We start from the raw sequence: 13,163 nt of genomic DNA on the forward strand, positions 1-13,163 counted from the left end.
ACCGTCATGATTGAATTCAGCGCAGCCGAGATCGCGGCACTCACGGGCGGACGACTGGTCGGGATCGATCCTGCCGGCCCCGCCATCACCGTCACCTCCGCCGCCACCGATTCGCGCGAGTGCGTCGACGGATCCCTGTTCGTCGCCAAGCCCGGCGAAGAATCCGACGGGCACCTCTATATCGGGTCGGCCTTCGACGGCGGCGCGGTCCTGGCGCTGGCCGAGCGGGAGGTGACCGGACCGGACGACGCCCCCTACCCCTCCGTCGTCGTCCCCGACGCGATCCTCGCGATGGGCGAACTCGCCGCGGAGACGGTCCGCAGGCTGCGGGCCGCCGGCGATCTCACCGTCATCGGCATCACCGGCTCGGCGGGGAAGACCACCACCAAGGACCTCCTCGCGGGCATCCTCGCTACGGCGGGTCCCACGGTCGCGCCCAGGGGGTCCTACAACGGCGAGGTCGGCGTCCCGCTGACCGTCTTCCAGGCGACCTGGGACACCCGCTACCTCGTGATCGAGATGGGTGCCACCAAGCCCGGGCACATCGCGTACCTCGCCTCGCTGGTCCAGCCGGACGTCGGCGTCGTCCTCGGTGTGGGTTCGGCCCACGCCGGCGAGTTCGGCGGCGTCGAGAACATCGCGCGGGCGAAGGGGGAGCTCTTCGAGGCCCTCGCCGTGACGGGCACGGCCGTCATCAACGCCGACGACGAGCGCGTCCTCGCCATGCGGTCCCGGACCGGTGCACGCACCGTGTTCTTCACGTCCTCGGACGACTTCGCGGCGGAGGGCGGCGTGGTGCGGGCGAGGAACAGCACGACGACGCCGGAGGGCAACCCCTCCTTCACCCTCACCTTCCCGGACGGCGGCGAGCACGACGTCGTCTCCCCGCTCCTCGGCCTGCACCACACCGTCAACCTCCTGGCCGCGGCGACCGTCGCCTACGAGGTGGGGTGCGCCCCCGAGCAGATCGCGGAGGGCCTCCGCAGCCTCGCCGCCGCGAGCCGCTGGCGCATGGAGCGCACCGAGCGCGCCGACGGGGTGACCGTCATCAACGACGCCTACAACGCCAACCCCGAGTCGATGCGCGCGGCCCTGCGGACCCTCGCGGAGCTCGGCCGAGGGCACCGGCGGACCTGGGCCGTGCTGGGGGAGATGCTCGAACTGGGCGACACCTCCATCGAGGAGCACGACCTCCTCGGACGCGTGGTGGTCCGGCTCAACATCTCGAAGCTCGTCTGCGTGGGATCCAACACCCGAGCACTGTTCAACGGCGCGGTGCTCGAGGGGTCCTGGGGCAGCGAAGCCGTGCACGTCGACGACGCCGAGGCGGCGGAGCGGCTGCTCGCCGCGGAGCTCGAGCCGGGGGACATCGTCCTCTTCAAGTCCTCGAACGGAGCCGGCCTCCGGTTCCTCGGCGATCGGATCGCACAGCCGTCCGGCCAGGACGACGGCCGGGACCACAGCCTCGACCACAGCCCCCATCACACCCTGAACCACCCTGCAGCAGACTCTGAAGCGGCCAGCGACCCTGACGCTTCCGGAAAGGCCCCCCAGCCGTGATCGCAATCCTCATAGGCTCGGCCTCCGCCCTGATCTTCGCCTTCGTCGGGACGCCCCTGTTCATCAGGCTCCTCGTGAAGAAGAGCTATGGCCAGTTCATCCGCGACGACGGACCGACGGCGCACCACACCAAGCGCGGCACGCCCACCATGGGTGGCGCCGTCATCGTCGGGTCCGTGCTGCTGGCCTACTTCCTCACCCACCTCCTGATGATGGCGATCGGAGCTCCCGCCTCCGGGCCGAGCGCGTCGGGGCTGCTGCTCCTCTTCCTCGCCGCCGGCATGGGCCTGGTGGGCTTCGCCGACGACTACATCAAGATCTCCAAGCAGCGCAGCCTCGGGCTGTCCGCCCCGGCGAAGATCGCCGGCCAGACCGGCGTCGGCATCGCCTTCGGTGTCATGGCCCTGATGTTCCCCAACGAGGAAGGGCGCACCCCGGCCTCCACCGCGATCTCGTTCATCCGTGACACCCCGATCGACCTGGCCTTCGCAGGAACGGTCAGCGGGGCGATCCTCTTCGTCATCTGGTCCAACCTCATCATCACCGGGGCCAGCAATGGCGTGAACCTGGCGGACGGCCTGGACGGGCTCGCCGCGGGCGCCTCCATCCTCGTCTTCGGCGCCTACATGCTGATCGGCATCTGGCAGAGCAACCAGAGCTGCGGCTCGCCCGGCGCAGGGAGCGTCTGCTACGAGGTGCGCGACCCCCTGGACCTCGCCCTGATCGCCGGTGCCATGTGCGGCGCGCTCGTCGGTTTCCTGTGGTGGAACACGTCGCCCGCCAGGATCTTCATGGGTGACACCGGGTCCCTCGCGATCGGCGGCGCGATCGCCGGCTTCGCGATCCTCTCCCGCACCGAGCTGCTCCTGGTGATCCTCGCCGGCCTGTTCGTCATGATCACGCTGTCCGTCATCATCCAGGTCGGCTACTTCAAACTCTCGGGCGGCAAGCGCGTCTTCAAGATGGCTCCGCTCCAGCACCACTTCGAGCTCAAGGGCTGGCAGGAGGTCACCGTGGTGGTCCGGTTCTGGATCCTGGCCGGCCTCTTCGTCGCCGCGGCGCTCGGCATCTTCTATGCGGAGTGGGTCGTGGGATGAGCGGATCGGACGGGGCAGCGATCCCCAACACCTGGGAGACCCCCCGCCTCGAGGGACTCACCTCGTGGGACGCCGACTGGGCCGGCCTCAGGGTCGTCGTCGCCGGCCTCGGGGCCTCCGGCTTCTCCGCGGCGGACACCCTCGTCGAGCTCGGTGCCGCCGTCGTCGTGGTCGATGCCGGCCTGACGCCCGGTAACGAGGCGAAGGCCGACACGCTGCGGATCGTCGGTGCCCGGGACGTCCTGCTGGGCGCCGGCCACGCGACGGCCCTGCCCCTGGTCGACGGCGAGCAGCCCGACCTCGTCGTCACCTCGCCCGGGTGGCCGCCCACCCAGCCGATGCTCGCCGAAGCCGCGGCCGCAGGAGTGCCCATCTGGGGCGACGTCGAGCTGGCGTGGCGCGTACGGATCCGCGAGGGCCGCCCCACCGCGGAATGGCTCACGATCACCGGGACCAATGGGAAGACGACCACGGTCGGCCTGACCGAGTCCATGCTGATCGCGGCCGGCAGACGTGCGGTCGCCGCGGGCAACGTCGGAACCCCCATCCTCGATGTCATCCGCGACCCGCAGGGCTACGACTTCCTCGCCGTCGAACTGTCCAGCTTCCAGCTGCACTGGGCCCGGTCGATCGAGCCCCTCGCGAGCGTGTGCCTCAACATCGCCGAGGACCACGTCGACTGGCACGGCAGCTACGAGGCCTACTTCGCGGCGAAGGGCTCGGTCTACGAGCGGACGAAGATCGCCTGCATCTACAACGCGGAGCAGCGCGAGACGGAGACCATGGTCGAGGACGCCGAGGTCAGGGACGGCTGCCGCGCCGTCGGCTTCACGACCGGCATGCCCTCGATCAGCATGATGGGCGTCGTCGAGGACCTGCTGGTCGACCGCGCGTTCATCGAGCAGCGCAAGGACTCCGCCGCCGAGCTGGCGTCCATCAGTGAACTCGGCGACGTGGTGCCCCGCCACCTCGTCGCCAACGCGCTGGCCGCCGCCGCGCTGGTACGCGCCGCGGGAGTCCCCGCTGCAGCGGTGCGCGACGGCATCCGTGCCTTCCAGCCGGGTGACCACCGCATCCAGGTGGTCGCGAACGAGGGCGGGGTGCTCTGGATCAACGATTCGAAGGCCACCAACCCGCACGCCGCCTCGGCGTCGCTCGCCTCCTTCCAGTCGGTCGTCTGGATCGCCGGCGGCCTGTCCAAGGGAGTCTCCTACGAGGACCTCGTGAGGGACCACGCCGGGAGGCTCCGCGCCGTCGTGCTGCTCGGCGAGGATCCAGCGCCCCTCCAGGGGGCGCTCTCCCGACACGCACCCGATGTTCCGGTCTCCCTCCCGCCGAGCCTTCACACTGGACGGGGGCGCGACGCCGGCGGGTCAGCCGACCCGGTCGCCGGAGACGCCCTGATGCAGTGGGCCGTCGCTGAAGCAGCGCGACTCGCCCAGGACGGCGACACGGTGCTGATGGCGCCGGCCGCCGCGTCCATGGACCAGTTCTCCTCCTACGCGCATCGGGGGGCGGCCTTCATGGCGGCCGTCCACGCCCGTGGCGGACAGGGGACAACCGCGAAGGAGTCGTAATGACCACGCCAACCCGTTCAGGGGGGCGCAAGCCCTCCGTCCGGCCTGCCCGGACCACGGGGACGGGGCGGTCCACCGTTCCCGGTGGGACGCCGTCGTCCCCGACGACGGCCCGTCCCGCGGCGAAGGGACGGACGGTCCGGGGCGGGACCGCGGTTCCGCCGAGCGGACCCGCAGGCGTCCCCACCCGCCAGCCGGCCAAGGGCCTGCGGGGCCGGGTGCGGCGCGGCTGGGAGGTCCTCGAGGGCTCGGACCACTCGCCGTCCGGTTCCAGCTACTACCTGATCCTGGGGACCGCCCTGGCCCTCACCGCCATCGGACTCATGATGGTGCTCTCGGCGTCCTCCGTCGAGGCGATCTCCGAGGGCAACGACACGTTCGACCTCTTCCTCAAGCAGGCCGTCTGGGCCGGTGCCGGCCTGATCCTGATGCTGGTGCTGTCCAGGCTCGGACCCCGCGCCTACAAGGCGCTCGCGTGGCCGAGCCTCGGGATCGCGATCGTGCTGCTCGTGCTCGTGCTGGTCATCGGTGTCGAGATCAACGGCAACAAGAACTGGATCCGGATCGGGTCCCAGACGCTCCAGCCCTCCGAACCCGCGAAGCTCGCGCTGGCCATCTGGTTCGCCGCGGTGCTCGAGCGCAAGAAGGCCCTGATCCGCGACTGGAAGCACGCCCTGATCCCCGCGGTGCCGTTGGGGGGCCTGCCCATCATCCTCGTCCTCGTCGGCGGTGACCTCGGGACGGGGCTCGTGCTTATGATGATCGCCGCCGCAGCGCTCTTCTTCGCCGGTGCACCGCTCAAGCTGTTCTCCCTCGTGGGCGCCGTGGGCGCCGCCGTCGCCCTCCTGATGATCGCGACGAGCTCGAACCGTGGCGGGCGCATCGCCGCCTGGCTCCGGCTGAACTGCGACGACGGGACGGACCTGTGCATGCAGTCGGACAACGGGCTGTTCGCCATGGCGTCCGGCGGCTGGTTCGGGGTCGGGATCGGCCAGAGCCGGCAGAAGTGGAACTGGATCCCCGAAGCCCACAACGACTTCATCTTCGCCATCATCGGCGAGGAGTTCGGGCTGCTGGGCACCGTCGTCGTCGTGCTGCTGTTCGGCATCCTCGCCGTGGCGACCATCCGGGTGGCGATGCGCTACACCGATCCCTTCGTGCGGATCCTGATGGGCTCCATCCTCGTCTGGCTCATCGGCCAGGCGTTCGTCAACATCGGCATGGTGACGGGCCTGCTGCCCGTCATCGGCGTGCCGCTGCCCTTCATCTCCTACGGCGGGTCCGCGCTGACCTTCACGCTCGCCGCCGTCGGCGTCCTGCTCTCCTTCGCTCGGAAGACCCCGCACTCCGCCGCCGCGGCGCCGGACCGGTCCGCGCCCTGACCTCCGGAAGAGGCCTCGCACCTTCATGACTCACCCCTCCACTCCAGACCGCGCGGTGTCCGTGGTCCTCGCCGGCGGCGGTACGGCCGGCCACATCAGCCCGCTGCTCGCCATCGCCGGGGCGATCGTCGACGAACGGCCCGGTGCGCGCATCACCGCGGTCGGCACCGAGACGGGCATGGAGACGCGCCTCGTGCCGGCTGCAGGCTTCGAGCTCCGGACCATCGACCGGGTGCCGATGCCGCGACGACCGTCCACGGACCTCCTCAAGCTCCCGGTGCGCCTCCTCCGGGCGGTCCGCCAGGCGCGGGCCATCGTGGCGGACGCGGGAGCCGACGTCATCGTCGGGGTGGGCGGGTACGTCTCGACGCCCGTGTACCTCGCCGCGTGGACCCGCCGCATCCCCGTCGTGATCCACGAGGCGAACGCCCGGCCCGGGATCGCCAACCGGGTGGGCGCCCGGATCGCGGCACGCGTCGCCGTGGCGTTCGACGGCACCGGCCTCACCGACGCGGTGCTGGTGGGCATGCCCATGCGGCGCAGCATCGCCGATCTCGACCGCGCCGCCGGACGCATCGACGCCCGCACCTCCCTCGGGCTCGACCCGGACCGGCCCACGCTCATCGTCACGGGCGGATCCTCCGGCGCGGCGAGCATGAACCGCGCCGTGGCCGGCTCGGTGGCCGAGCTCACCGCGGCCGGGATACAGATCCTCCACATCACCGGCCGGGGTAAGCGGGTCCTCGGCGACGACGGGGCGCCCCTGGCGGTGCCCGGGTACCACCAGGTCGAGTTCGTCGACGGCATGGAGCGCGTGTACGCGGCGGCCGACCTGCTGGTCGCACGCGCGGGTGCCGCCACCGTGAGCGAGGTCGGCGCCGTCGGGCTGCCCGTCGTGCTGGTCCCGCTGCCGCACGGCAACGGCGAGCAGCGGCTCAACGCGGCGGGCCTCGTGGCGTGCGGCGGGGGGATCCTCGTCGACGACGCCGCGTTCACCGCCGACTGGATCCGGCGGAACGTCCTGCCGCTGGTCTCGGACGCCCCGCGGCTGGCCGCGATGTCGACGGCGTCCTACGCGCAGGGCGTCCGTGACGCGGACCGGCGCATGGCGGAGCTCGTCCTGGCCGTGGCGGGGTCCCGCCGATGAGCGCCGGACACGACGCGGGACGGGACGGGACGACGGGCTCCGGTACGACAGGCTCCGGTACGACAGGCGATGAGACCATGACGCCGGCTGACGGCACGACGGAAGGCACGGGCATCACCGCGACCAGTAGCACGAGCAGCACCGCGCGCAGCACAGGGGCGGCCGACGCCGTCCTGCGGGAACCCGTCCATTTCATCGGGCTGGGTGGGGCCGGCATGTCCGCCGTCGCCCGCGTGCTCCTCGGCCGCGGCCTCCGTGTCTCGGGCTCCGATGCGGCGGATTCCAGGGGCCTCCGTGCCCTCGCTGCCCTCGGCGCCGACGTGCACGTGGGCCACGCCGCGGCAGCCGTCCCCGAGGACGGGACCGTCGTCGTCTCCTCGGCGATCCGCGAGAGCAACCCGGAACTCGCCGAGGCGCGGCGCCGGGGGCTGCCGGTGCTCCACCGGTCGGAGGCACTCGCGGCCGCGATGAGCGGCCGGCTCGCCGTCGCCGTCGCCGGTACCCACGGCAAGACGACGACGACGGCCATGACTACCGTCCTGCTGCGGGAGGCGGGGCTCGACCCGTCGTTCGCGATCGGGGGAGACGTGGCCGCCCTCGGCGTCAACGCCGAGTGGACCGGCGGGGACGTCTTCGTCGCCGAGGCGGACGAATCCGACGGCTCCTTCCTGAACTACTCGCCGCGCATCAGTGTCGTGACGAACGCCGAAGCGGACCACCTGGACCACTACGGCACCGCCGAGGCCGTGCATGCAGCGTTCCGTCGGTTCGCGGAGCTGCTGCCCGAGGACGGCCTGCTGGTCGCCTGCGCCGATGACCCCGGGGCCGCCGCGCTGGCCGCCTCCATCCCCGGGACGCGCCGGGTCCGCACCTACGGCTACGCCGACACGGCCGACATCCGGATCGGGGCGACGCGCTCGGTCGGCAGCACCACGAACAGCGTGCTCTCCTTCGCCGTCGACGGCCTGGACGCCGAGCAGGAACTGCAGCTGAGCGTGCCGGGGCGCCACAACATCCTGAACGCCGCCGCGGCGTTCACGGTCGCGCTGGAACTCGGTGTCGACCCGGCCGTCGCCGCGACCGGACTCGCCCTGTTCTCCGGCGCCGCACGCCGGTTCGAGGCTCGCGGCGCCGGCGACGGCGTGCGGGTCTTCGACGACTACGCGCACCACCCGACCGAGGTGCACGCGGCGCTCACCGCGGCGCGCACGGTGGCGGGGGACCACCGCGTCCACGTCCTCTTCCAGCCGCATCTCTTCTCCCGCACGCGCGAGTTCGCCGCCGGATTCGCCGACGCGCTCTCCCTCGCCGACACTGCCGTCGTCCTCCCGGTCTACGCGGCGCGGGAGGACCCGGTCGACGACGTGGGAGGCTGGACGATCACCGACCTGATGCGCGGCCCCGGCGGGGCGTACGTCGCGGACCCGGACGAGGCCCTGCAGGCCCTTATCGGTGGGGCCCGGTCCGGCGACATCATCCTCACGATCGGCGCAGGCGACGTCACCCAGTACGGCACCCGCCTCGTCGGGTTGCTGACGGAGCGGGCCGCGGGAGCTGCCGGATGACGCCGAGGAAGCCCCCTGCAACGCGGGCGCTCGGCGTGAAGGGGGCCCGGCCCCCGGGCCCGGGAGGCACGGCCGGCGGCGCGACCGGTGCCGGCGGCGCGACCGCCACCCGCGGCGGCACGGCCATGCTCACGGGACGCCCGGAGCGCGGCGCCTCGGGGACGGTCCTCGACTTCCCGGCCCCGCGGCGGTCGCACCGGCTGAGGAACACCCTCATCGCGGTCGTCTCCGTGGCGCTCGTCCTCGGCGGGGTCGTCGCGTACGTGATCTTCTCGCCGGCCCTCGCCCTGCGCACGGTCTCCGTGCAGGGCAACGCCCTGGTCACGACGGCGGAGGTCGAAGCGGCCCTCGCGCCGCTGACCGGCACGCCGCTCACCCGGATCTCCCGCGAGCAGGTCGCGGACCTGCTGGCCGACAATGCTCCCATCGAGGACGTCCGGATCGCGGCGGAGCCGCCGTCGACGCTCGTCGTGACGGTGGAGGAACGCGTGCCCGTCGCGGTCCTGCAGACCGGCCGCGAGTTCGTGCTCATCGACGCGGAGGGCCGGCAGCTCACGCGCGTCGCCCAGCGCGGCGACGTCAAACTGCCCCTCATCGACGGCGGAGCGAACGCCGTCAATTCCGAGGTGTTCTCCTCGATCACCGCCGTCCTGGTGGAACTGCCGGCCGGCATCCTGTCGCGGCTCAACAGTGCGTCGGCGTCGAGCGTCGATTCCATCCAGCTGTCCCTGTCGGGGGAGCAGAGGATCTTCTGGGGCAGCGCCGAGCGGAGTGCGGAGAAGGCGCGTGTCCTCGAGGCGATGCTGTCGCTCCCGGCGACGGACCCACCCGTGAAGGAGTTCGACGTCAGCACCCCGGACCGGCCCGTGACCCGGTGACTCCGTGTGGCCCCGCGACACGGACGATCGGGGCCGACACGCCGACACGCGGCTCCCGGTCTTTGCAACGCGCTGCTTATACCCCTAGCGTCAAACATAGAAGTTACTTGACATAACGTTAACCCTCAACCTGAACGTTAACGTTATCTCGGGTGAAGGTCGACGCCGGAGCACCGGCGGGCCCCCGTACAGCACACAGATTCGAACAAGGGACACAGGACGTGGCAGCACCTCAGAATTACTTGGCCGTCATCAAGGTCGTCGGCATCGGCGGCGGCGGTGTCAACGCCATCAACCGGATGATCGAGGTCGGACTCCGTGGCGTGGAGTTCATTGCCATCAACACCGACGCCCAGGCCCTGCTCATGAGCGACGCCGACGTCAAGCTCGACGTCGGGCGGGAGCTCACACGCGGCCTCGGCGCCGGGGCGGATCCCGAGGTCGGCCGCCGTGCCGCCGAGGACCACTCCGAGGAGATCGAGGAGGTCCTGCGCGGGGCGGACATGGTCTTCGTCACCGCGGGTGAGGGTGGCGGGACCGGTACCGGTGGCGCGCCCGTCGTCGCCCGGATCGCCCGGTCCCTCGGCGCCCTCACGATCGGCGTGGTCACGCGTCCGTTCACCTTCGAGGGACGCCGCCGGTCGAACCAGGCGGAGAGCGGCATCGACACGCTCCGCGAGGAGGTCGACACGCTCATCGTGATCCCGAACGACCGCCTGCTGTCCATCAGCGACCGCAACGTCTCGATGCTCGACGCCTTCCGCTCGGCGGACCAGGTCCTGCTCTCCGGTGTCCAGGGCATCACCGACCTCATCACCACGCCGGGCCTGATCAACCTCGACTTCGCCGACGTGAAGTCCGTCATGCAGGGCGCAGGCTCCGCGCTCATGGGCATCGGGTCCGCCCGCGGCGAGGACCGTGCCGTCAAGGCGGCCGAGCTCGCCATCGCGTCGCCGCTGCTCGAGGCCTCCATCGACGGCGCGCACGGCGTCCTCCTGTCCATCCAGGGCGGTTCCGACCTCGGCCTCTTCGAGATCAACGAGGCCGCGCGCCTCGTCCAGGAGGTCGCGCACCCCGAGGCCAACATCATCTTCGGCGCCGTCATCGACGACGCCCTCGGTGACGAGGCGCGGGTGACGGTCATCGCGGCCGGGTTCGACCAGGTGGACGTCACATCCCAGCCAGCAGCAGCAGCACCGGCACGACCGGCCGTCGCCCCCCGCGTGGGCGGGGACCAGCAGCGCATGGCCGGCGCGGCGACCGCGGGCCTCGGTGCCTGGTCGCAGCAGCGTGCACAGAACGTCCAGGCGGTCCCGGCCGATTCCGGCTTCGACGTCGACCTGCCGGCGATCGTCGAGCCCGACCTGTCGGCCGGTCGCTCCGACGATCTCGACGTACCCGACTTCCTCAAGTAGTCGGTGGACACAGCCGGCGTGCCCGCGCGGACCCCTGCGTTCCACTGGAACGCGGAGGTCCGCCCGGGCCTCAGGGTCGCGTTCACGGCGGTCGGCGCGGGAAACCTCGCCCTCCATGTCGGCGATGAGCCCGACGCCGTCCGCGGCAACCGCCGCCGGCTGGAGTCCGTGATGGGCGTGCCCGGTGGCGCCCTGCGTTTCATGAGCCAGACCCACTCGGACCGCGTCGCCGTCGTCGACCGGACCACGAAGGACGCACCGGACGCCGACGGCATGGTCTCGCCGGACGGGAGCGAGCCGCTCGCCGTCCTCGTCGCCGACTGCGTCCCGATCGTCCTGGCGGACGCCGCGGTCTCGGACGGCGGGACGGGCGCCACGGCGGTGGTGCATGCCGGGCGCGCGGGCGTTGCCAACGGGATCGTCGAGCTCGCCGTCGGGGCGCTCCACCGCCAGGGCGCACACGACCTCGCGGCGTGGGTCGGCCCGTCTGTGTGCGGGTCCTGCTACGAGGTCCCCGACGACATGATGGAGACCATCGCGAGGGTCCTGCCCGAGGCCGCAGCCCGGACGCGTCGGGGCACTCCGGCGCTCGACCTGCCGAGGGCCGTCCACGTACAGCTCACGCGGGCCGGGGCGAGGGTCGAACGCCTGGGCGGGAGCGGCATCGCCTGCACCGTCGAGAACCCGGAGCTGTACTCCCACCGGCGGGCGCCGGGAGCGGGGCGCATCGCAGGCCTCGTATGGCGGACATGAGCGACGACGGGGGTCCGGACCACGGTGACCGTACCCGTGAGCTGGGCGAACGCCTGCGGGCCGTCCGGGCGCGCATCTCGTCCGCCGCCGCGGCGGCCGGACGCACCGAACCCGGACTGATCGTCGTCACCAAGTACTTCCCGGCCTCCGACGTGCGGATCCTCGCGGGGCTCGGTGTCACCGACGTCGGGGAGAACCGCGACCAGGAGGCCGCGGCGAAGGCGGCCGAGCTCGAGGACCTGGACCTCGCGTGGCACTTCATCGGGCAGCTGCAGACCAACAAGGCCAGGTCCGTGGTGCGCTACGCACACAGCGTGCACTCCGTGGACCGCCTCCCGCTCATCACGGCCCTGGGCAAAGCGGTCAGGGGAGAGCGGGAGCGGCGGGACGCGGCAGGACTGGGAGCCCGGGAGGACCTGCACTGCTTCCTCCAGTTCACCCTCGACGCCGGCGCCGACCCCACGGAGGCGCCCGCGGGCAGGGGAGGGGCCCTGCCGATCGACGCGACGGCACTGGCCGAGGCCTGCGCCGCGACAGAGGGCCTGCGGCTCGCGGGGGTGATGGCCGTGGCTCCCCTGGGGGCCGACCCGGCCGAAGCGTTCGAACGACTCCTGCGGATCTCCGCGGAGATCCGCGCCGTCGCCCCGGCGGCATCCGCCGTCTCGGCGGGGATGAGCGGAGATCTCGAGGAGGCCATCGCCGCCGGGGCGACACACCTCAGGATCGGTTCTGATGTCCTCGGTCCGCGTCCGGCCGTGCGGTAGCGTCGTGCTGGAACGGCGGTACGACGGGCACCGGGTTGGTGGCCTGTGGCACATCCCCGGACCCACCGATCCACTCTCATGACAGGAGTCACCATGGCCGGCGCACTGCGCAAGACGATGATCTACCTTGGGCTCGCCGATGGTGACGAGCACTACGAGCCCGAAACGAAAAACGCGCAGAGCAGGAACGAGGACTACACGGTGGATTACGATCGCGACGAGCGTCACCTCGAGCCGGCTCCGGCCGCAGTACGCGTGGCCTCCGCCGAGGAGTACCGTGCCCCCGTCACGCCGATCAAGCGGGCGCCGTCCTCCCGCGAGGACTCCGGCGCCCTGCGCCAGATCACCACGATCCACCCCCGCTCCTACAACGACGCGAAGCTCATCGGCGAGAGCTTCCGCGACGGCATCCCGGTGATCATGAACGTCACCGACATGGGCGAGGCCGACGCCAAGCGCCTCGTCGACTTCTCGGCCGGCCTCGTCTTCGGCCTGCACGGAAGCATCGAGAGGGTCACGAATAAGGTGTTCCTGCTGTCGCCGTCGTATATTGAGGTACTCGGCGAGGACCTGAAGGCCAGCGAAGGACAGACCAGCTTCTTCAACCAGAGCTGAGCTGCGGCCCTCCGGTCGCGCAAGACCCTCCAAGGCCCGAAGGACTGAAACTGCTCTGTGAGTCTGGTATTCGCCCTGATCTACCTGGTACTGATGCTGTTCCAGCTCGCCCTGATCCTGCGCATCGTCTACGACGCCGTCCAGGGATTCGCCCGGGACTGGCGTCCCCAGAAGTCCGCCCTGGTGCTGGCCTCCGGCATCTACTCGGTGACGGACCCGCCCATCAAGGGCCTCCGCAGGCTCATTCCGCCCCTCCGCCTGGGCGGGGTCCAGCTCGATCTCGCGTTCCTCGTGCTGTTCATCGTGGTGCTGATCCTGATGTCCGTGGCGGCAGGCCTCGCGAGCTAGCGCCCGCGTCCATTTCGGCAATGATGCCCGGGACCATATACGCTGATTCACAGTTCGACGTG

At 71.4% G+C, this 13,163-nt stretch carries 12 protein-coding genes; all 12 read left to right on the forward strand.

Features of this window, described 5'->3' with window-relative positions; all coding sequences use genetic code 11:
- Positions 1 to 6 precede the first annotated feature (6 nt).
- The 12 genes from IWX63_RS06230 to IWX63_RS06285 all read left to right on the forward strand — a co-directional run bounded on the left by IWX63_RS06230 (position 7) and on the right by IWX63_RS06285 (position 13,101).
- A complete protein-coding gene (locus IWX63_RS06230; protein ID WP_199277304.1) occupies positions 7 to 1,560 on the forward strand; it encodes a UDP-N-acetylmuramoyl-tripeptide--D-alanyl-D-alanine ligase in 1,554 nt (517 codons plus the stop codon).
- Positions 1,557 to 2,657 carry a phospho-N-acetylmuramoyl-pentapeptide-transferase gene (mraY, locus tag IWX63_RS06235; protein ID WP_199277305.1) on the forward strand — a complete coding sequence of 367 codons (1,101 nt, stop codon included), beginning with the start codon at positions 1,557 to 1,559 and terminating at the stop codon, positions 2,655 to 2,657. The genes IWX63_RS06230 and mraY overlap by 4 nt, the downstream gene beginning before the upstream one ends.
- A complete protein-coding gene (gene murD, locus IWX63_RS06240) occupies positions 2,654 to 4,234 on the forward strand; it encodes a UDP-N-acetylmuramoyl-L-alanine--D-glutamate ligase (RefSeq protein ID WP_199277306.1) in 1,581 nt (526 codons plus the stop codon). Before mraY ends, murD begins: the two co-directional genes overlap by 4 nt.
- Complete coding sequence (gene ftsW, locus IWX63_RS06245; RefSeq protein WP_199277307.1) at positions 4,234 to 5,616, forward strand: putative lipid II flippase FtsW; 1,383 nt, start codon at positions 4,234 to 4,236, stop codon at positions 5,614 to 5,616. Before murD ends, ftsW begins: the two co-directional genes overlap by 1 nt.
- A gap of 25 nt (positions 5,617 to 5,641) precedes the next feature.
- Complete coding sequence (gene murG / locus IWX63_RS06250; protein WP_199277308.1) at positions 5,642 to 6,763, forward strand: undecaprenyldiphospho-muramoylpentapeptide beta-N-acetylglucosaminyltransferase; 1,122 nt, start codon at positions 5,642 to 5,644, stop codon at positions 6,761 to 6,763.
- Between the two features lie 77 nt (positions 6,764 to 6,840).
- Positions 6,841 to 8,328, forward strand: coding sequence for a UDP-N-acetylmuramate--L-alanine ligase (murC, locus tag IWX63_RS06255; protein ID WP_199277309.1), 1,488 nt, complete (start codon positions 6,841 to 6,843; stop codon positions 8,326 to 8,328).
- Positions 8,325 to 9,206, forward strand: a complete 882-nt coding sequence (locus tag IWX63_RS06260) for a cell division protein FtsQ/DivIB (RefSeq protein WP_199277310.1) — start codon at positions 8,325 to 8,327, stop codon at positions 9,204 to 9,206. Before murC ends, IWX63_RS06260 begins: the two co-directional genes overlap by 4 nt.
- Before the next feature lie 221 nt (positions 9,207 to 9,427).
- Positions 9,428 to 10,621 (forward strand): cell division protein FtsZ, encoded by a 1,194-nt coding sequence (gene ftsZ, locus IWX63_RS06265; protein ID WP_199277311.1) that lies wholly within the window; start codon positions 9,428 to 9,430, stop codon positions 10,619 to 10,621.
- A gap of 18 nt (positions 10,622 to 10,639) precedes the next feature.
- Positions 10,640 to 11,374 (forward strand): polyphenol oxidase family protein, encoded by a 735-nt coding sequence (locus tag IWX63_RS06270; RefSeq protein WP_199277312.1) that lies wholly within the window; start codon positions 10,640 to 10,642, stop codon positions 11,372 to 11,374.
- Complete coding sequence (locus tag IWX63_RS06275; RefSeq protein WP_199277313.1) at positions 11,371 to 12,138, forward strand: YggS family pyridoxal phosphate-dependent enzyme; 768 nt, start codon at positions 11,371 to 11,373, stop codon at positions 12,136 to 12,138. The genes IWX63_RS06270 and IWX63_RS06275 overlap by 4 nt, the downstream gene beginning before the upstream one ends.
- 93 nt (positions 12,139 to 12,231) lie before the next feature.
- Positions 12,232 to 12,753, forward strand: coding sequence for a cell division protein SepF (locus IWX63_RS06280; RefSeq protein ID WP_199277314.1), 522 nt, complete (start codon positions 12,232 to 12,234; stop codon positions 12,751 to 12,753).
- 57 nt (positions 12,754 to 12,810) lie between these two features.
- A complete protein-coding gene (locus IWX63_RS06285; protein ID WP_199277315.1) occupies positions 12,811 to 13,101 on the forward strand; it encodes a YggT family protein in 291 nt (96 codons plus the stop codon).
- The last annotated feature ends 62 nt before the right edge of the window (positions 13,102 to 13,163 follow it).

It is taken from the genome of Arthrobacter sp. CAN_A2 (assembly GCF_015752045.1).
Lineage (GTDB): Bacteria > Actinomycetota > Actinomycetes > Actinomycetales > Micrococcaceae > Arthrobacter_D.

Excerpts from the sequence above, each read along its gene's own strand:
- IWX63_RS06280 (WP_199277314.1), top strand. The coding sequence starts at position 12,232 with ATGGCCGGCGCACTGCGCAAGACGATGATCTACCTTGGGCTCGCCGAT.
- IWX63_RS06230 (WP_199277304.1), top strand. The coding sequence starts at position 7 with ATGATTGAATTCAGCGCAGCCGAGATCGCGGCACTCACGGGCGGACGA.
- murD (WP_199277306.1), top strand. The coding sequence starts at position 2,654 with ATGAGCGGATCGGACGGGGCAGCGATCCCCAACACCTGGGAGACCCCC.
- murC (WP_199277309.1), top strand. The coding sequence starts at position 6,841 with ATGACGCCGGCTGACGGCACGACGGAAGGCACGGGCATCACCGCGACC.
- murG (WP_199277308.1), top strand. The coding sequence starts at position 5,642 with ATGACTCACCCCTCCACTCCAGACCGCGCGGTGTCCGTGGTCCTCGCC.
- IWX63_RS06260 (WP_199277310.1), top strand. The coding sequence starts at position 8,325 with ATGACGCCGAGGAAGCCCCCTGCAACGCGGGCGCTCGGCGTGAAGGGG.
- ftsW (WP_199277307.1), top strand. The coding sequence starts at position 4,234 with ATGACCACGCCAACCCGTTCAGGGGGGCGCAAGCCCTCCGTCCGGCCT.
- IWX63_RS06275 (WP_199277313.1), top strand. The coding sequence starts at position 11,371 with ATGAGCGACGACGGGGGTCCGGACCACGGTGACCGTACCCGTGAGCTG.